The sequence below is a fragment of the Rhodopseudomonas sp. P2A-2r genome, from assembly GCF_026015985.1.
Taxonomy (GTDB): Bacteria; Pseudomonadota; Alphaproteobacteria; order Rhizobiales; family Xanthobacteraceae; genus Tardiphaga.
The window spans coordinates 3,703,831-3,721,804 of sequence record NZ_CP110389.1 but is presented as its reverse complement, the minus strand read 5'-3'; the positions used below and the strand labels follow the sequence as shown (position 1 = coordinate 3,721,804).

14 protein-coding genes and 3 pseudogenes are annotated in these 17,974 nt (G+C 60.1%); 13 read left to right on the top strand and 4 right to left on the bottom strand.

Annotated features, from left to right (window positions below):
- Window positions 1-327: 327 nt before the first annotated feature.
- Window positions 328-1,455: an ABC transporter substrate-binding protein gene (locus ONR75_RS17920; RefSeq protein WP_265083710.1), complete on the bottom strand. Its 1,128-nt coding sequence runs from the start codon at window positions 1,453-1,455 to the stop codon at window positions 328-330.
- A 316-nt stretch (window positions 1,456-1,771) separates the two neighbouring features.
- Here ONR75_RS17920 and ONR75_RS17915 point away from each other — a divergent pair.
- Window positions 1,772-4,209, top strand: a pseudogene (locus ONR75_RS17915) (EAL domain-containing protein).
- A 31-nt stretch (window positions 4,210-4,240) separates the two neighbouring features.
- Window positions 4,241-4,408, top strand: a pseudogene (locus ONR75_RS17910) (ABC transporter substrate-binding protein); the annotation flags it as partial.
- Window positions 4,409-4,935: 527 nt separating this feature from the next.
- Here ONR75_RS17910 and ONR75_RS17905 read toward each other — a convergent pair.
- Window positions 4,936-5,283: a hypothetical protein gene (locus ONR75_RS17905; RefSeq protein ID WP_265078455.1), complete on the bottom strand. Its 348-nt coding sequence runs from the start codon at window positions 5,281-5,283 to the stop codon at window positions 4,936-4,938.
- 479 nt (window positions 5,284-5,762) lie between these two features.
- Between ONR75_RS17905 and ONR75_RS17900 the strand changes: the two genes are divergently transcribed.
- Window positions 5,763-6,248 carry a lysozyme inhibitor LprI family protein gene (locus tag ONR75_RS17900; RefSeq protein ID WP_265078454.1) on the top strand — a complete coding sequence of 162 codons (486 nt, stop codon included), beginning with the start codon at window positions 5,763-5,765 and terminating at the stop codon, window positions 6,246-6,248.
- A gap of 673 nt (window positions 6,249-6,921) precedes the next feature.
- Here the strand turns inward: ONR75_RS17900 and ONR75_RS17895 are convergent.
- A complete protein-coding gene (locus ONR75_RS17895; RefSeq protein WP_265078453.1) occupies window positions 6,922-7,176 on the bottom strand; it encodes a hypothetical protein in 255 nt (84 codons plus the stop codon).
- A gap of 50 nt (window positions 7,177-7,226) precedes the next feature.
- Complete coding sequence (locus ONR75_RS17890; protein ID WP_265078452.1) at window positions 7,227-7,604, bottom strand: transposase; 378 nt, start codon at window positions 7,602-7,604, stop codon at window positions 7,227-7,229.
- Between the two features lie 287 nt (window positions 7,605-7,891).
- Here ONR75_RS17890 and ONR75_RS17885 point away from each other — a divergent pair.
- The 10 genes and pseudogenes from ONR75_RS17885 to ONR75_RS17840 all read left to right on the top strand — a co-directional run.
- Window positions 7,892-8,782 (top strand): annotated as a pseudogene (locus ONR75_RS17885) (transporter substrate-binding protein); the annotation flags it as partial.
- Window positions 8,783-8,885: 103 nt separating this feature from the next.
- Complete coding sequence (locus ONR75_RS17880) at window positions 8,886-9,134, top strand: transporter substrate-binding protein (RefSeq protein WP_320109626.1); 249 nt, start codon at window positions 8,886-8,888, stop codon at window positions 9,132-9,134.
- A gap of 59 nt (window positions 9,135-9,193) precedes the next feature.
- On the top strand, window positions 9,194-10,807 hold the full coding sequence (gene urtB, locus ONR75_RS17875) for an urea ABC transporter permease subunit UrtB (RefSeq protein WP_265083709.1): 1,614 nt from the start codon (window positions 9,194-9,196) through the stop codon (window positions 10,805-10,807).
- On the top strand, window positions 10,804-11,898 hold the full coding sequence (gene urtC / locus ONR75_RS17870) for an urea ABC transporter permease subunit UrtC (RefSeq protein ID WP_265078450.1): 1,095 nt from the start codon (window positions 10,804-10,806) through the stop codon (window positions 11,896-11,898). The genes urtB and urtC overlap by 4 nt, the downstream gene beginning before the upstream one ends.
- Complete coding sequence (locus tag ONR75_RS17865) at window positions 11,898-12,623, top strand: ABC transporter ATP-binding protein (RefSeq protein WP_265078449.1); 726 nt, start codon at window positions 11,898-11,900, stop codon at window positions 12,621-12,623. Before urtC ends, ONR75_RS17865 begins: the two co-directional genes overlap by 1 nt.
- A 2-nt stretch (window positions 12,624-12,625) precedes the next feature.
- Window positions 12,626-13,318: an urea ABC transporter ATP-binding subunit UrtE gene (gene urtE / locus ONR75_RS17860; RefSeq protein ID WP_413776360.1), complete on the top strand. Its 693-nt coding sequence runs from the start codon at window positions 12,626-12,628 to the stop codon at window positions 13,316-13,318.
- Window positions 13,319-13,342: 24 nt separating this feature from the next.
- Window positions 13,343-14,281 carry an acetamidase/formamidase family protein gene (locus ONR75_RS17855; protein WP_265078447.1) on the top strand — a complete coding sequence of 313 codons (939 nt, stop codon included), beginning with the start codon at window positions 13,343-13,345 and terminating at the stop codon, window positions 14,279-14,281.
- Between the two features lie 536 nt (window positions 14,282-14,817).
- Window positions 14,818-16,143: an ABC transporter substrate-binding protein gene (locus ONR75_RS17850; protein ID WP_265078446.1), complete on the top strand. Its 1,326-nt coding sequence runs from the start codon at window positions 14,818-14,820 to the stop codon at window positions 16,141-16,143.
- Between the two features lie 88 nt (window positions 16,144-16,231).
- Entirely contained in the window at window positions 16,232-17,077 is an 846-nt protein-coding gene (locus ONR75_RS17845) for an ABC transporter permease (RefSeq protein WP_265083708.1), read from the top strand.
- On the top strand, window positions 17,074-17,967 hold the full coding sequence (locus ONR75_RS17840) for an ABC transporter permease (protein WP_265078445.1): 894 nt from the start codon (window positions 17,074-17,076) through the stop codon (window positions 17,965-17,967). The genes ONR75_RS17845 and ONR75_RS17840 overlap by 4 nt, the downstream gene beginning before the upstream one ends.
- Window positions 17,968-17,974: the final 7 nt, after the last annotated feature.

Below are 17,974 nucleotides of genomic sequence, written 5' to 3'. Positions count from 1 at the left end.
AATATCGATCTTGCCGGGTGGTCGCTGAGGACATCAATCGATTGTTGGTAGCTTTCGAAGATTTCGTCGTATTGAGGATCCTCGGCGGGAAGAGACGTCCCAGTCGAAAATGCTCCTGCATCCCGCGCACGATCTCTTCGTCCTCGAAACCGTTGACACGCAGGGCATTCGCCAAGCCGGCCAATTCGCATACACGCTGATCCCATGCTGGCCGATATCGCCCTGCGTAGATTTCCTGGACCATCTCTCTCTGACTCGGCGGCAACTCAAGACATGATATTGAGGGGATCGATCGGCCGAAGGATTCTGAACAATTCCTGGCGAATCTTACAGCCTTTCCACCGCCTTGAAGCTGCCGTCGGGCTGGATAACGGTTAGAAAGATTCGAGCGGGGATATTGTAAGCCGCGGTACCGAACGTCATGATGTTTCCACTAATGTCAAATCTGCCGTCATTGATAAGTCGCAACAGATCTGCCCGCGTCGGATTCGGTCCAGACATTTCGAGCGCGGCAGCCACGAGACGGCCGGAGAGATATCCCTCGAGCGAAACAAACCCTGGCTCTAGAGAGCTATCGAGCAATTTTTGCGCAGCTTGGTAATCGGCCACGACTTTCACTGAGGCGTCCCAGGGAAACGGCACCACCTGAGAAACGACAACCCCTGCGCCATCCGCACCGAGTTCTTTCGCCAAGGCATCAGCACCGACGAAGGATACGTTGACGAAAGTCGGACTAAAGCCGCTCTTGTGCGAAAGCTTGATAAATTCCGCGCACGGTTTGTAGGTTCCGACCATCACAACCGCTTCCGGCTCGGCGCGCTTAAGAGTGCGCAGCGCAGAACTGACAGCTTTCGTGTTGCGCTCGAACGTGCCTTCAGCAGTTAGCTCCAGGCCGCGGCGTTCGAGAGCGCGCTTCACGCCGGCCAAGCCATCGCGCCCGAAGGAATCGTCCTGATAGAATATCGCTATTCTTGTAAAATGAAGATCTTCGGTCAGATGCTTGATCCAGGCCTCGGCTTCAGCGCCGTAGCTCGCACGAATATTGACGACGTTATGTAGCTCCGTTGCCCGCAGAAAGTCCGCTCCAGTGAACGGACCGATGAACGGCACATTCCTGGAGGCTGCAATTGGAACTGTTACGGTTGCGGTTGGCGTACCAACCGCGCCAATCAAAGCAAACACCCTGTCATCGTCAATCAGCTTTATGGTCTCAGCGATCGACCGGTCGGGGTCATAACCATCATCGCGACTGATGAGCTTGAGCTTGCGGCCGTGCACCCCGCCCTTAGCGTTTATCTCCGTGAATGCGGCTCGGATACCTTGCCGCATGCCTTGACCCAGCGCCGATGAAGGCCCCTCAAGCACAGCCGCTTGACCGAACAGGATAGCATCGGAGCTGACCCCGAACTCGTCAGCACTGACACGAAGCGGACTCGTCGTGAGGAAGGCGGTCATTAGACCGGTAAAAATCGCTCGCCGCACTTGGTACATGGGATATCTCTGAGAGATGAAACGTATCGTCCACTAACGCAAGATATCCACACGGTATGAAGAGCTGGCTAATCCACCGTCATCGGTCCGGATTTCGATGAACCGCGCGATCTTTATTAGCGAAACGGGGCGTATTATACCTACGGAACCAATCATTAACTTAAGTGAACATACTAGGCACGATTGGTCTGCAGACTTGTGACTTTGTTGAAGGTCCATCCTCGATCATCCGCCGACGACGGCGCCGGGATCGGTCGTATGACCCAGACGAGGAGCAAAGATGAGCGACAAGGACCGGCATAGCCCTCGCCAGGGAGACGTGATCGAGTGGCGACGCCTCTCGACATCACGGTCATCACCGTGGCGGCCGGCGCTGGTTGCCGCGATCATTGGCCTTCTGCTGTCTTTGGCCGGTGCATATGCCGTCGGGAAATGGGAGGAGCGGGTCGCAAAACTGGAGTTCGAGGCCGTTGCCGAAACCCAGACCATCATCATGCAAAATGGCATAAGCGAATACACCAGCCGACTACTCGCGCTTCGCACCCTGTTCGAATCTGCCAATGAGGAAATCAGCCGCAGCGAATTTGAGGCGTTTAGCGATCGCTTGTTCGAACATCGTCCGGGCATCCTCCGTGTGGGCTGGATACCGAGGATTAACCGGAAGGAACGCACGGAATACGAAGCCGCGGCAGTTAGCGACGGTATCTCGGGGTATCAGATCAAATCTCTGGCCGCCAATGACGCAGTTACAACGGCGCCGCAAAGCGACGAGTATTTCCCTATCTTTTTTCCACCGAGCCAAAGACCTCGAGAGTTTACGGACTGGACTATTCGACAGTTCCTGAGCGCTGGGTCACACTAGAGCGCGCACGCGACAACAATCTCATCACGGCGCTACGTGCAAAGCTTTACGAGACAAACGATGGTATCCACCCTCTCGGCGTGCTGGTTTGCGTGCCGGTTTACGTAAAGGGAACGTCCCGTACACTAGTCATCGACCGGCGGCGCAATCTGGCTGGCTTTGTCGTCGGGATATTGTCTCTGCCACAATTGCTTCAGTCAGTCCGTGACACAATGGCGGCAACTGCGGCTGTCAGCATTAGCGTATATTCGCCCGAGGCCTACCGCAAAGTGAAGGCAGGAGATCAAGCTGCTCCAGATTTCTCATCAGATCACCAGAGTCCTCAGTCGAGGCTGGCTATCGCAAGCAGCCTTACTTGGTCTGGCACTCTCACGATAGGCGATATCAGTTGGAAGGTACTGGCCACCCCAGCGACCAATGGTCGACTGATCACACATTACGATCGCGCCCTTACCGTCCTTGCAGCCGGAATTGTCATCACTACCTTTTTGGCCATATATCTCAGCCTCGCTGGGCGTAACTCACGCCGTCTCGCGGATGCCAACCGGCGCGTTCTGGAGCTCGCGCAGACCGATATTTTGACAGGGCTTCCGAACAGGGCGTCTTTTCTCGACCGATTGGAGAACGTTAACGCGCGAGAGCGCATGTATGGGGAGAGCTTCTCTATCCTCATGCTTGATCTCGATCGCTTTAAGAACATCAATGACTCGCTGGGACACGCGGCCGGCGACACCCTTCTTCAGCAGGTCGCGCGTCGCCTGAGGTCCGCATTGCGGGAAACCGACTTTCTCGCGAGGTTGGGAGGCGACGAATTTGCGATTATCCAGATGGGTTCTGACGATCAGCAGAGCGCTTCCATCAACCTAGCGGCTCGCATTTCAAAACTCATAGGCGAACCATTCTCGTTGCCCGGCCACCGGGTGGAGATCGGAACCAGTATCGGCGTTTCGATGGCACCGTTGCACGGCAGTGACCAAGAGCAGTTACTCAAGAAGGCCGACCTTGCGCTATATCGATCGAAATCAGCTGGCCGCAACTGCTTTACGCTTTATGATGAAGCCATGTCCACGGAATTGGAAGCCCGATTCACACTTGAAAGCGACCTGAGGGATGCCATCGCACTCTGTCAGTTCGAGCTGCACTATCAACCATTCTTTGACATTCTGTCCGGCCATCGACGGGGTTTCGAAGCACTTGTTCGCTGGCGCCACCCAACTAGAGGGCTCATACCACCCGACCAATTCATCCCCCTCGCGGAGGAGAGCGGCCTCATCCTGCCTCTCGGAGAATGGGTTATCAGGAGGGCCTGCAACGATGCCGCATCGTGGCCGTCCGACACCAAGGTCGCCGTAAACGTGTCCCCTGTGCAATTCAAACAAGCAGAACTATTCGACATCGTCCAATCGGCATTGCACAATTCAGGACTGCCTGCGCAGCGGCTGGAAATCGAGCTTACTGAATCGGTCCTATTGGAAAGAGCGGCAGAAACTCACACCTTAATGGAGAAATTCAAACGCATTGGGATTTCTCTTGCCCTTGACGACTTCGGTACCGGATATTCATCTCTGAGTTGCCTGACAGCATTTCCCTTCGATAAAATCAAAATAGACAAGTCGTTCATTGGTCGTTTGACAGCGCATCAAAACAGTTCGGCGATCATATCGTCAATCGTGACACTTGCCACCGGGCTCGACATGTCTGTAACCGCCGAAGGTGTGGAGACGATCGAACAACTCGAAATACTGAGGGTGCTCGGTGCTAATTTTGCTCAAGGCTACTTGCTTGGCCGACCAGTTCCATTCGATGATGTTGACGACCAGTCCTATTCATCTCGCTCCCGAACAAATGTTGCCTAGCACTGCCGGTCGATTTTTTCGGTTGGATGCCGTTCGCGGCGCGACCGATCAAAGCGCCCTGCTGGCCTACGATCCGAAGAAGGCCGAGAAGCTGCTCGACGATGCCGGCTGGAAGAAGGGCGCAGGCGGCTTCCGCAGCAAGGACGGCAAGCCGCTGTCGCTGACGCTGTACTCCAACCCTTACCTCGCGACGGCGCGGCGCGCTTAGTATTTATAGATTCTCTGCAGTTGATCGAAGCGGCCGAAGCGTATCGGACGCAGCTTCGCAACCTGGCTCAGGAGCGACGAAAACCTCGCCAGCCAAATTGACCTTTCGGTCGTGTGCAGGCAACGTCATGCCACGCTTATTGGTTATGTGCGCAAAGGGTGCGGCCGTCACGAGGTGCCCGTCTGCGGCCAGCCGAACGTAGCAACATAGAGACAGCCCAAGAGAAGCAGTAGTTCTAGTCCCATGGATATCCAAAATCGTATCGGTGTGGCGTCGCGATGGACAGTCAGTGCGGCCTTGTCCCTAAATGAATCTAGAATCCAGTTCATCGCATCGGATTCAAAGGGCACGTATCTTCCATCGATAAGCCCTCGGTGAATCGTACGATAGGTGTCGAAACACAAGTAAGCAGCAATAGTGCGGGCGACAATTTCATATAAGAAAAACTGCATGGAGTCGGCTCATCAATCTCTGAAGAGTTATCAACGGGATTGGCCATCGACGTGTCTCTAGTTCGCTCACACGATCGTGCTTGACGATCGTTCACCGGATAGCCGCGAACACACCGCGGCCGGTATCCCTCCGACAAGCCCAACCATCAGGACCGGCCACAACTCGTCTGTTCCTCCCGACATGAAGCGCACGATCAACACTGCAGCTAGTGCTGCCGTGACCGCCGTTCCCATAACTCGGAGTGGCTTGGCGGAAAGCGCCCAATCGACCCAAGCCAGCAGCAAGGCCGGGATAATCGCGATCGCGTAGGCCTCAACCAACCAATTGAGAAGATTCTTAAACCCATCAGGCGCAGTGAACACGACCAGCGCGAGAGGCGGGAAGAGTGCCGAAAAAATCACAATTCGTTTCATGCCACTTCAGTCGGTCTTAGTGGCGATCTTGTTCAACTTCTAAGTCTCATAGTTTTGTCAGCGACGTAGCCGGTGCGTGCCTAAAACCAGTGTGCCGTCATTGTACGTCAGCGTAGCGTCCTCAACGCAACAGGTGCAGCACCGAAGCCGGGCTTGCGGCGACAACGGCACCGGAAGCGAAGCCGACAAAGCCTGGGCGAGAGCGCCAACAAATCCGTTTTCAGGTGAACCTACGCAGGGCCTTCGATGACCAAGGCTGCATGGATCACCTATTGGTCGAAATCTCACAATTCAGGTCAAGGCGGATTCAAAGATATTGAGTAAAGAGGGCGTAGCCGAAGCCGCATATCCTCACCTCTCCTCTTCCCACTCGCCGTCCGGGCCTTCCGCCACACCCGACGGTCGATCGTCTCGCTGAGCTTCATTGCTCGCGGTGTCATTGCGTTCCATATTTTCGACGCACCGAACGGAGATCTCCAATGAAGCTCAAACTTGCCGCCGCGTTGCTCGCCGCAGGCCTCCCGCTCGCATCGATGGCTTTCGCCCAAGGCACCGGGCCAGCCGACGCTGCAGTGATCGATACCTGCCTGAAGACCGCGGAGGAGACCGGCGGTTTCGGCGGCGCGTGCGTCGGGCTCGTCGCCGACCCCTGCATCAAAGCGGCAGAGGGCACGAATGACGACGTCGCCAAATGGAGAGCCTGCGCGGCGCGCGAACTCGCCATTTGGACGCAGAAAACCAATGAGGCGCTGAAGAAGGTTGAGGCCGGCGGGTTCGCCGACGTGATCAAGGCGGTCAAGGACTCGCAGAAAACTTTCGCCGCGTCGCGTGATCGCTTCTGCGTGGTCTTCGACAAAATCGAGCCCGGCATGTACAAGGGCGACGCGAGCTACTGCCGCCTGCGCGAGACCGCGAACCGCTCGCTGAGCCTGATCAAGCTCGGCGCTGCAGTCAACGAGCACTGAGGCTTCTTAGCCCCACTCTCAATTGTCTCCCGCATAGGGGTATCCTCGATGTGGGGCAGAGCGCGAGAGCTTTCCGCTATTTTGGTGAGTGGCCACCTTTCGTTCAGGCAGCTGGGCTGAATGAAGATGCGATGCAGTGTCAGTCGCCGAGGCGAGTGCATTGCGAAACTCGATAAGCGGTGAATGAGCCGGCTAAGGGAACTGTTCCGTAAACGTAAATCCTTGCAAACGACGTGACAGCCCTTCAAACGAAACCTGAAGTATTCCTCTTCCGTCATGATTGTATTATTTGGTTCGGCCATCCTTGTTAAATAAGCGAAGCTATTGCAGATGCGCTCAATCTCCAATGTAAGGCAACTCAGAGTTGATGGTCGAAAGACGCTCTTCTTGCTCCTGCTCTTTTCGCGATCCACACGGATGACTGCTCCGCGCGGACAGCGCCGCCTTAAAGTGGTCTTGTCGCGCCGTTCGGTCCAATGAAGCTGCGTAGTTGATAAGGCATGACATCCAAGCTCATGTCGCGCGCCGCGACTTGCGCTATTCAGCCAGCGTTTTGCCGACCGCGCTCTCGATGCGGTGATGATCCCGGCGGACATCGCGCCGGAGCAATTCGCCGACTTCCTGCGAAAGCTGAGAGGATGGAAAAATGCGTACAGTTGCGCGTGACGCTTCCTCAAAAGCGCCATATGTCGGCCGTCTCGATCAATTCGCCGACCGTGCCCGTCGACTCCAGGCCGTCAATGTCATCCGGCGCATGCCCGACGGGACGTTCAGTGGTGATAACGTCGACGGGGTTGGCTTCCTCATTGCCACCGCAAGCCTCCGCTTTGACGCGAAGGGACGGCAGGCACTGATCATCGGTTGCGGCGGGGCTGGTGCGATCGCCGATGCCCTGTGCCAGAGCGGGGTTGCGCACCGCGGGTTGCACCGGCCAATTTCGTTCCCATGGAGCGAGAGCGCCATCATGCGCGGGAGCGTTCAGCGCATGCCGCGAACCGAGGCGAAGCGCCCCAGGGAAGCTCCATGTGCGTGCGGCGGCAGGTTTGACGGGGATGCCGACCTTTGCCCGCTGGATCCGTAGTCGGCCCGCCGGGGAACGGGAGATGCTGTCGCCGTCCCGTCGCTGCGGCGTTCCGAAAGTCGGCTGACGAGCGCCTTGAGGCGCTGATTTTCGAGCTGCAGCTCCTTCATGTGCAGCAAGGCCGCCGGCGTCAGGCTGCCGTAGCGCTTGCGCCAGCGATAGAAGGTGCGCAGTGAGACGTGCGCCGTGCTGCAAATTTCGGCAATCGGAATGCCCGTCTCGGCTTCATGGAGAAGGTGAATAATCTCGCTGTCAGTGTGCTGAGAGTGTCGCATCGGCGTCTACTTTCATCTGCCACATTATGCGTTGACCGGATTAGTCGTCTGGCGAGCCGGTCCCATGCACCAGCTTTTGCGTTCGTTGGCGAACACGGCCGTCATTAAGCATCTGCGACCGTGCTATAGCAGATCCGCCCCGCCAAAATGGCAAAATTGACATCAAGGTCGGTAGACGGGCGTCGCTGCTTGCTCGTTGAGCAGGGCTGTATGATATTTGGCGTTGTCTGTTCGTCAATGACGGCGTGAACTCCGGCCACCTTGCACGACTATAAGGGGTCAGATTCATGAGCTTGCTGTCTCGCCGTTCGTTCCTTCATGCGACCGGGGCCGTCACGGCTGCACTGGCCGCGCCCACTCTCATTCGCCCCGGCCATGCCGCCGGCGGCACGGTCAAGCTCGGTTGCCTGTTTTCGTCCTCTGGCACCATGGCCAATCTCGAAGGACGCCTGAACCATGTGGTTCGGATGGCCGCCGAAGAAATCAACGCCAAGGGCGGCGTCAACGGCCGCACCATCGAGGTGGCCGTGTCCGATCCGGCCTCCGATGCGCCGATCTATGCGCAGGTCGCCAAGCAGATGCTGGAGCAGGATAAAGTCGCAGCACTGTTCGGCTGCTGGACCTCGGTGTCGCGCAAATCTGTGCTGCCTGTGGTCGAACAGTCCAAGGGGCTGCTGTTTTATCCGCTGCATTTCGAAGGCGACGAGAACTCCAAGAACGTCGTCTATGTGAATTCGCCGCCGGCGAGCTCGGTTCTTCCCGCCGTCGACTATCTGATGAGCGAGGACGGCGTCAGCGCCAAGCGCTTCTTCATGATCGGATCGGACTATGTCTGGCCGCGGACCATCAACAAGCAGTTGAAAGGCTATTGGAAGTCGAAGGGCATTCCAGAGACCGCCTGGAAGGAAGAATACGTCCCGTTCGGCTTCTCGAATTTCCAGACCCTCGTCAATCAGATCCGCGCCTTTGCCGATCAAGGCGGCGGCAAGCCGGTCGTCGTGCTGACGGTCGTGGGATCGTCGATCCCCGACTTCCTGCGCGAATTCGCCAACCAGGGCATCAAGGCGACCGACATCCCGGTGCTCGGCCTCGACATGGTCGAGGCCGATCTCGAAGGCCTCAACACCGAGCCTTTGGTCGGCCATCTGAATTGCTGGGCCTATCTGCAGAACGCACCGGGCGCCGCCAATACAACCTTCCTAAAGCAGTGGGCGGACTACGTTGTCGCCAAGAAAGTGCCGTTCAAGGGCGACGTTGTGATTGATCCGATGGTTTCGGCCTATGATCTCGGTTCACCTGTGGGCAATGGCGGCGGCAAAGGCCAATTCTTTCGATGTGCCCGAGGTGCAGAAGGCGTTCGCCGGCCTGAGTTTCGACTGCCCGTCCGGCTACAAGATCTCGATGACCGCCGAGAACAACTACGTGTCGCGCGGCGTCTTCATCGGATCGGTCAATGCGAAGCAGGGTTTCGACATCCTTTGGCAGTCCAAGGACGCGCCGAAACCCGTACCGTTCAGCCCGTATAGCTGAGTGGCGATCGGGCGGGGCGGCCGCCGGGCCGAACGGGCCGGCGGCCATTGGTGGATTTGATGCGAAACTGCTGGACTATTGCCGCGATCCTGATCGCGGCCTGGAATCCGTCCGCGCTGGTCGCAGCGGAGGCGCCACGTGCCGAACTGGTCGCGAAGCTGTGCGGCGACACGACAGCGATGGGCGAGGCCGGCCGTGCCTTGACGGGGCTGGCGCAGGACGGCTCGCCAGACGATCGCAGATGGGCCGCGCCTCTGGCCCGCGCGATGATCGACCGCAAGCTGACCTGCGATGCTGGCGGTGCCGTCCTTATCACCGGCGAGGGACCGCAGGATGCCGTCACGCGCGCGCCGCGCACCGGCGGCGAGCGTGACCGCCAGCCCTTTCTCAGCCTGCGAAACCGGGCGCTGTTCGAGACCGCCGCCGCGACGCTCCAACTGCGTACAGCGACGGATGTCGGCCAACGCGCCGCGGCGCTGCGCGCGCTCGAGCGGCAGACCAACGGCCTGCCGGACCGCCTGTTCGAGATCGCCGCCGAGGAGGAGAGCGATGCCGGGCTGAAAGCGCAGATCCTGGCCACCGCCCAGGCCGCCGCGCTGAATTCGACCGATCCGGCCAAGCGGATCGGCGCGCTCAAGCGTATCGCGGCGACGCCGGATCGCCGGGCTCTGGCGCAGATCCGGCCGATGACCGCCGATCCCGCTTACGCCGCCAATCCGGAATTCAAGAGCGCCGTCGATGCCGCCGTTACCACGATCAATCGCGGCATCCTGACCGGCGATGTGCTGGCGGCGCTCTACAACGGATTGAGCTTTGCCAGCATCCTGTTCATGGCGGCGATCGGACTCGCCGTGATCTTCGGCCTGATGGGCGTCATCAACCTCGCGCAGGGAGAGATGATCATGATCGGCGCCTACGTCACCTGGCTGGTGCAGGAAGGCCTGCGCCACGCCGCGCCGGCGCTGCTCGACTGGTATCTGGTCATCGCCATCCCGATCGCGTTTCTCGTGACGGCCGGGATCGGCATTGCGCTGGAGGCGATCCTGCTACGGCATCTCTACAAGCGACCGTTGATGAGCTTGCTGGCCACCTGGGCTGTCAGCCTGTTCCTGATCAATCTGGTGCGGGTGACGTTCGGCACCCAGAATCTCAACTTCGTGACGCCGTTCTATGTTACCGGCGGCGTGCCGGTGATCGGCGATTTTATCTTCACCTGGAACAGGATGTTCGCCATCGCTTTCGCGATCGTGACGCTGGCGATCACCTGGGGGCTGATGCGGCTGACGCCGCTCGGCCTCAACATCCGCGCCGTCACCCAAAACCGCAGCATGGCAGCCTGCATCGGCATTCCGGTGCGGCGGATCGACAGGCTGGCCTTCGGGCTGGGCTCAGGCCTCGCAGGTCTGGCGGGCCTGGCGCTGGCACCGATCTACAGCGTCAATCCGCAGATGGGGCAGAACTTCATCATCGACAGCTTCATGGTCGTCGTGCTCGGCGGCGTCGGCACCATCATCGGTACCGTTGTGGCGGCGCTCGGCATCGGCCAGATCAACGTGCTGATCGAACCGCTGTGGGGCGCGGTGGCCGCCAAGGTCATCGTGCTCTTGATGATCATCACCTTCCTGCAATGGCGCCCGGACGGCCTGTTCGCGATCAAGGGGCGGCGCAAATGAAGCCGCTGGCGTCGGATCGCCCCTTCCTCTGTCTGCTGCTGATCGTGCTTGCGGTTGCCGTGCTGCTGGCGGGGTCGGCCTTCACGTCTGCCGGGCTGTCACCCTATCTCGCCAATGCCGTCGGTCAGCTGGCGGCGTTCGCGGTGCTCGCGATCTCGCTCGATCTGATCTGGGGCTACCTCGGCATCCTGTCGCTCGGCCACGGCCTGTTCTTCGGTATCGGCGGCTATGTCGTGGCGATGTATCTGCTGAAGCACTCCTACGAGGTGACGGGGAGGGCGCCGGACTTCATGCAGTTCATGGGCTGGACCGATCTGCCGTTTTACTGGGCCGGCTTCGGCTTCTTCCCTTACGCGCTGCTGGTGGCCGCCGTCGTCACGCTGCTGGTCTCCGGCGTGTTCGGTTACGTGTCGTTTCGCTCGCGGGTCGGTGGCGTCTATTTCGCGATCATCACGCAGGCGCTGGTCTACGTTGCGATGCTGCTGATGTATCGCAACGATACCGGCTTCGGCGGCAATAACGGCATGACGGGTTTCACGGTCGCGTTCGGCTGGCCGGTCGGCGCTCCGGGCGTCGTGATCGCCATGGCCGCGCTCTCGGTTGTGGTGCTCGGCCTGACGCTGCTCGGGTGCCGCCAGCTGTTGGCGAGCCGCTTTGGGGTGATGATCGTCGCGGCGGGGGACGATGAGGTGCGGCTGCGCACGCTGGGCTACGATACGCTGCGGCTGAAGCTCGCGGTGTGGTGCCTGTCGGCGGTGATTGCGGCGGTAGCCGGCATGCTCTACGTGCCGCAGGTCGGCATCATCAACCCGCGTCTACTGTCGCCTGAACTGTCGCTGGAGATCGCGGTCTGGGTGGCAATCGGCGGGCGCGGCAATCTGATCGGCGCCGTGATCGGCGCGGTGCTCGTCAATGCGATCAAGTTCTGGCTGTCGGCGGCGGCGCCGGAGCTTTGGCCGTTCATCCTGTCGGGCCTGATCGTGATGATCGTGCTGGTATTTCCCAACGGGCTGATCGACCTCGCGAAGATGAAGCTGGTGCGTCCGATGGGCGTCAAGCGCATCGCCGCCGAAGCGCCGGAGTTGCCGTGATGGCGGTGGCGTTGCTGGTCGACAACATCACCGTGGAATTCGGCAGCTTCCGCGCCATCGACGCGCTGTCGCTGGCGGTGGATTTCGGCGAGGTGCGCGCCGTGATCGGCCCCAACGGCGCTGGTAAGACGACGCTGCTGGATGTGGTCTCCGGCATTGCTCACCCGAAGCGCGGGCGGGTGATCTTCGACGACACCACGGACGTCACGCGCAGCAGCGAATCGGACATCGCTCGGGCCGGCATCCGGCGAAAGTTCCAGAAGCCGAGCGTCTTCGAGGGCCTCAACGTACACCAGCACATCGCCATCGGCGCGCAGGGCGGAGTACGGCGTTCGCTCTCGCCCGGCGAACTGGCGACGCGCATCGACGAGGTACTCGAAGCCATCGGCCTGCGCGACCTCGCGCAGCGTTCCGCGGCGGAACTGGGCCACGGCCAGAAGCAGTGGCTGGAGATCGGCATGGTGCTGGCGTCGAACCCCAAGGTGCTGATGCTCGACGAGCCCGTGGCCGGCCTCACCGACGACGAGACCGAGCGCACCGTGGCGCTCGTCCGCAGTCTGAAGCGTGCCGACCGGGCGATCGTCATCGTCGAGCACGACATGGAATTCGTCGAAAAGGTCGCCGACCGAGTCACCGTGCTGCACGAGGGCCGCACGCTGTTCGAGGGATCGATGGCCCATGCGCGCGCCGACGAACGCGTCATCGACGTCTATCTGGGGCGATGATTATGCATTTCCGCGTCGAAGGACTAGACCAGCATTACGGCAGCGCGCAGGTGCTGCGCCAGGTCAAGTTCGACATCGTTCCCGGCGAATGCGTCGCGGTGCTTGGCCGCAACGGCGCCGGCAAGACGACGCTGCTGAAATGTCTGATGGGCGTGCTGCCCGTCACCCGGGGCAGGGTGCTGATCGACGACACCGAGATCACCGGCTGGTCACCGAACCGGCGGTCGGCCCACGGCGTGGCCTATGTGCCGCAGGGCCGTGAGATATTTGCCGAGCTGACGGTGGCTGAAAATATCGAAGCCGCCGCGCGGGCGCACGGCACCTTTGGCACCGCGCTGGTTGACGACACGATTGCGCTGTTTCCGGTGCTGACCCAGATGTGGCGGCGCCCCGGTGGCGCACTATCGGGCGGCCAGCAACAGCAGCTCGCGATCGCGCGCGCTTTGGTCACTAATCCCTCGCTGCTGATCCTGGATGAACCGACCGAAGGCATCCAGCCCAATGTGGTCGCGGCCATTCGCGACGTGCTGGCGTCGTTCAAAGGAAAAATCTCGCTGCTGCTGGTCGAGCAATATCTCGATTTCGCGATCAGCCTTGCGGACGCCTTCGTCGTGCTGTCGCGCGGCAGCGTCGTCGAATCCGGCCGCATGGAATCCTCCAGCCGCGAACTTCTGCAGCGCCACATCGCCATCTGACCATTGTCACCTAAGGAGTTATTCATGTCCCGCCGCCACGAAATCTCGTCCGCCCCCGAAAACATGGTGTGGGGTTACATCGACAGCACGACTAAGCCGGTGCTTGAAATTGCCTCCGGCGACACCGTCACGCTGCATTCCTTTCCCGCAGGCGGCAAGGAATCACTGCCGGCGGACCTCAGTATCGTGCCCGCAGATTATCTGGCCGCGCTCGATCAGCTTGTTCAGGGCGCCGGACCGCATTTCATCACCGGCCCGGTCTACGTGAAGGGCGCTATGCCCGGCGATGTACTGCAAATCGATATCCTCGACGTGAAGGTGCGTCAGGACTGGGGCTTTGTCGCGATCCTGCCGCTGCTCGGTACGCTGCCAGACGAGTTCACCGAATACGAGACCATTCATCCGGTCGTCGATCACAAGAAGAACGTCTGCGTGATGCCATGGGGTACTGAAATTCCGCTCGACCCGTTCTTCGGAATTATCGCCACCGCGCCGCCGCCGGCCTGGGGCCGTTGCGGTTCGCCGGTGCCACGCAGCTTCGGCGGCAATATGGACAACAAGGAGCTGCGTGCCGGCACAACGCTCTATCTGCCGGTGTTCAACGAAGGCGCTTTGTTCTTCGCCGGTGACGGCCACGGCGTGCAGGGCGACGGCGAGGTTTGCATCACCGCACTCGAGACCGGCGTGACCGGCACGTTCCGTCTTACCGTCCGCAAGGACATGGATCTGAAATGGCCATTTGCGGAGAGTACCACGCATCTGATCTCGATCGGTCTTGACGAGGATCTCGACGATGCCGCCAAGCAGGCGGTGCGCGAGATGGTGAAGCAGGTCTGCGACCGCACCAACCTGTCGCGCAATCAGGCCTACATGCTGTGCTCGCTCGCCGGAAATCTGCGCGTGACACAGCTCGTCGACGGCAACAAGGGCATCCATATGCTGTTGCCGAAGGCCCTTCTGTAGGAACGTTTATCGAGGGGCCTGGTACCGGACATGTTAGCTTGCCTTGAAGGAAGTTATTTCGCTTTCGACGATACATGATCGGTAATCGCAGTCAGCGAATGCGTGCGTCCGATGTCACGGCTCCGAACCGCGATGACATCGAGGCGCCCGGTCCTATTGGCAAGGTTATCCAGACGGACTCGATGCGGAAGTTCGCCGGCAATTGCGGTCGTATCGAAAACGTATCCCGATGTCCAGGAATCTATGGGGCGCTGGACCTGCGGCAGCCCCTCGACGATTTATCGCCGAGGGGCCTTTGATCGATGGCGCCAACAGGGCCACGCATGACCCGATTCCGGAAGTAAAGGTCAAATTGTAGCAGCTGCCGCCGCAGCTGTAGGCAGCCAGGCGGACCATTAGCAGCCCTTATACTTCGCATTTCGACTTCCGATTTTACAAAGCAGCCACTTACATCGCACCTTCGCCGCGATCGATGCGGTTGCGAGCACGCGCCATCTCGCCGCCCTCTGCCCCATCCCAGCGCGACGGAGAGAGCCATGTTGGACGAGGATAATGCTGACGCGAAGCGAGCCGTGAAAAAGGGACTTTCGCGACGCGCCGTGCTGAAAGGCAGCGCCGCGATCGCCGGCGCCGCGATCGGCTCCGAGGTGATCGGCGCGCCGACCATCTGGGCGCAGGAGATCAAGGACATCGAGCTGCGCCACGTCGGCGTGTCGTATTCGGTGGTCAAGGCGATCGGCGACCAGGCGGCCAAGGACCTCGGCTTCAAGGTCACGATGCAGAACCTCGACACGTCGGCCGCGATCAACCGCTTCATCAGCCAACCTGACTCGGTGGATATCGCCGATCTCGAGGGATGGCAGGCCAAGCTGGCCGCCAAGCGCTCGGTGATCCAGGGCATCGAGGTCAAGAAGATCAAGGAATTCGACAACATCCTGCCGATCTTCACCAAAGGCGAGATCGACGGCCACAAGATCCCGCGCCAGGGTATCTCGCCCTATGAGGCGATGTATATCGCCAAGGCCAATTCCACCGATCTGCACGACGGTGTCACCGAGTGGGCCACGTTCCTGCCGCAGGTCTACAATGCCGACTCGATCGGCTACCGCCCCGACCTGGTCGGCCACGAGGTGACGCAGTGGAAGGACCTGATCGATCCCAAATTCAAGGGCAAGGCCGCGATCCTCGATGTTCCCGCGATCGGCATCATGGACGCCGCGCTGTGCTTCGAGAGCGCCGGGCTGATCACGTACAAGAACAAGGGCAACATGACCAAGGAGGAGATCGACTTCACCTGCAACAAGCTGATCGAGCTGAAGAAGGCCGGCCAGTTCCGCGCGACATGGACCACTTTCGACCAGTCGGTTCAGCTGATGGCCGCGGGCGAGGTGGTGATCCAGTCGATGTGGTCGCCCGCGGTGGCTGCGGTGCGCGTGAAGGAAATCCCCTGTGTCTATGCCGCGGTCAATATCAAGGACGGCAAGGAAGGCTATCGCGGCTGGTGCAACGGCATGGGCCTGATGAAGCACCTGTCTGGCAAGAAGCTGGATGCGGCCTACGAATATCTCAACTGGTACCTGTCGGGCTGGCAGGGTGGCTTTGTCGGTCGCTATGGCTACTACAGCCCGGTGCCGTCCACCGCGAAAAAATTCCTGACGCCCGCGGAATGGGACTTCTGGTACGACGGCAAGCCCGCGCCCACGGTCATCAACGACCCCTACGGCGTGCCGATGGAGAAGGCCGGCACCAAGCGCGACGGCGGCTCGTTCCTCGACCGCGTCAAGAACATCTCGTGCTGGAACACGCTGATGGACGAGGCGGCCTACATGAACAAGCGCTGGAACGACTTCAAGATTGCATGATGCCATCCTCCGTCGCGGCGACATGCGCTGCGGCGGAGGCCCTTCGGTCAACTGAAATGATTCAGGCTTCCACGATGTTGCGAAAAATCTGTCGGCCTGGCTGTATGTGACGCCGCTGATGCTGGTGCTGATTCCGTTCTTCCTGCTGCCGATTTTAGTGGTGCTGGTGGCGAGCGTGTTCGAGACCGACGGCTTTGGCGGTCTGATCCCGACCTTCACGCTGGCCAATTACGTGGACGTGCTGACCTCGGCGCAGACCTTCCACCTCTATGTCGCAACACTGAAGTTCACCGTGTTCACTTGGTTCTTTACGCTGATCATCGGCTTCCTGGTGGCGTATTTCCTGGTCTTCCATGTCCGCAACCAGTTGCTGGCGATAGGGCTGTTTCTGGTTTGTACCGTGCCGTTCTGGACTTCGAACATCATCCGGATGATTTCCTGGATCCCGCTGCTCGGCAAGGAAGGCCTGGTCAATTCCTCACTGCAGGGCGTGGGTATCATCAACGCGCCGCTGGAAGTTTTGCTGTATTCCGGTCTCGCGGTGGTGATCGCCTATGTGCACCAGCTCACCATCTTCATGGTGGTGCCGATCTTCAATTCGATGGCGCGGATCGACAAGCGGGTGATCGAGGCCGCGCTCGATGCCGGCGCCAGCCGGCTCGACATCATGCGCTATATCGTGATCCCGATGTCGAAGAGCGGCATTGGCCTCGGCTCGATCTTCGTGGTGTCGATCGTGATGGGCGACTTCTTCGTCGTCAAGGTGATGTCGGGCGGCAGCTCGGCCTCCGTCGTCAGCGCGTTCTATGAGAATGTCGGCGTGCTGCAGTACCCGATCGCCGCCGCCAGTGCCGTGCTGCTCACCGTGGTACTGGTGGTGGTGATCTCGCTGATCCTGCGCGCGGTCGATATTCGCCGGGAGATCACGCAATGACCGTGGCGCTCGACAAGCTGGCCGTGCCCGCGGCGAAAGCCCGCCGTGGCGCGCTTTCGCCGCGCAGCGGGCGGCCGTGGACCTTCTACGCGCTGGCCACCGTGTTCACGCTCTACGTCATCGCGCTTTATGGGCCGATGATCTGCATCTACATCCTGTCGTTCCAGGATATCCGCGGCGGCCTCGTGTTCCCGATGAAGGGTCATTCGCTGCACTGGTTTGTCGACCTGATCACCCAGGCGCGCACCGGCGACGTCAAGGGATCGTTCGACCGCTCCATCAAGCTGGCGGCAATGGTCACCGTGATCACGCTGGTGTTCTCCTTCATGGCCGGGCTGGCGTTCCGCCGCCGCTTCTTCGGTGACACCTTCGTGTTCTACCTGATGATCGGCAGCCTGGTCGCACCCGGTCTGGTGCTCGGCATCGGCATCGGCCTGCTGTTCCAGTGGGTTGGCATCAATGCCAACTGGTACTCCTCGGCGATGGGCGCGCAACTGTCGTGGACGCTGCCGTTCGGCGTGCTGGTCATGTTTGCGGTGATGTCGCGCTTCAACAATTCATGGGAAGAGGCCGCGCGCGATCTCGGCGCCAGCCGCTGGCAGACCATTCGCATGGTGGTGATCCCGATCCTCGCTCCCGGCCTTGTCGCGGTCGCTCTGTTCGGTTTCACGCTGTCATACGACGAGTTCGCTCGCTCGCTGCAGACTGCGGGCTCACTCAATACCCTGCCGTTGGAGATCTGGAGCATGACGCTGAACGTCACCTCGCCGTCGCTCTATGCGCTGGGCACGGTGACCACGGTTGTCTCCTTCCTTACGATCGGCATCAGCATCGGCGCCATCGTTCTGATCAACAAGCGTCGCGGTATTCGCGCGACCCCGACCCATTGAGGAATTC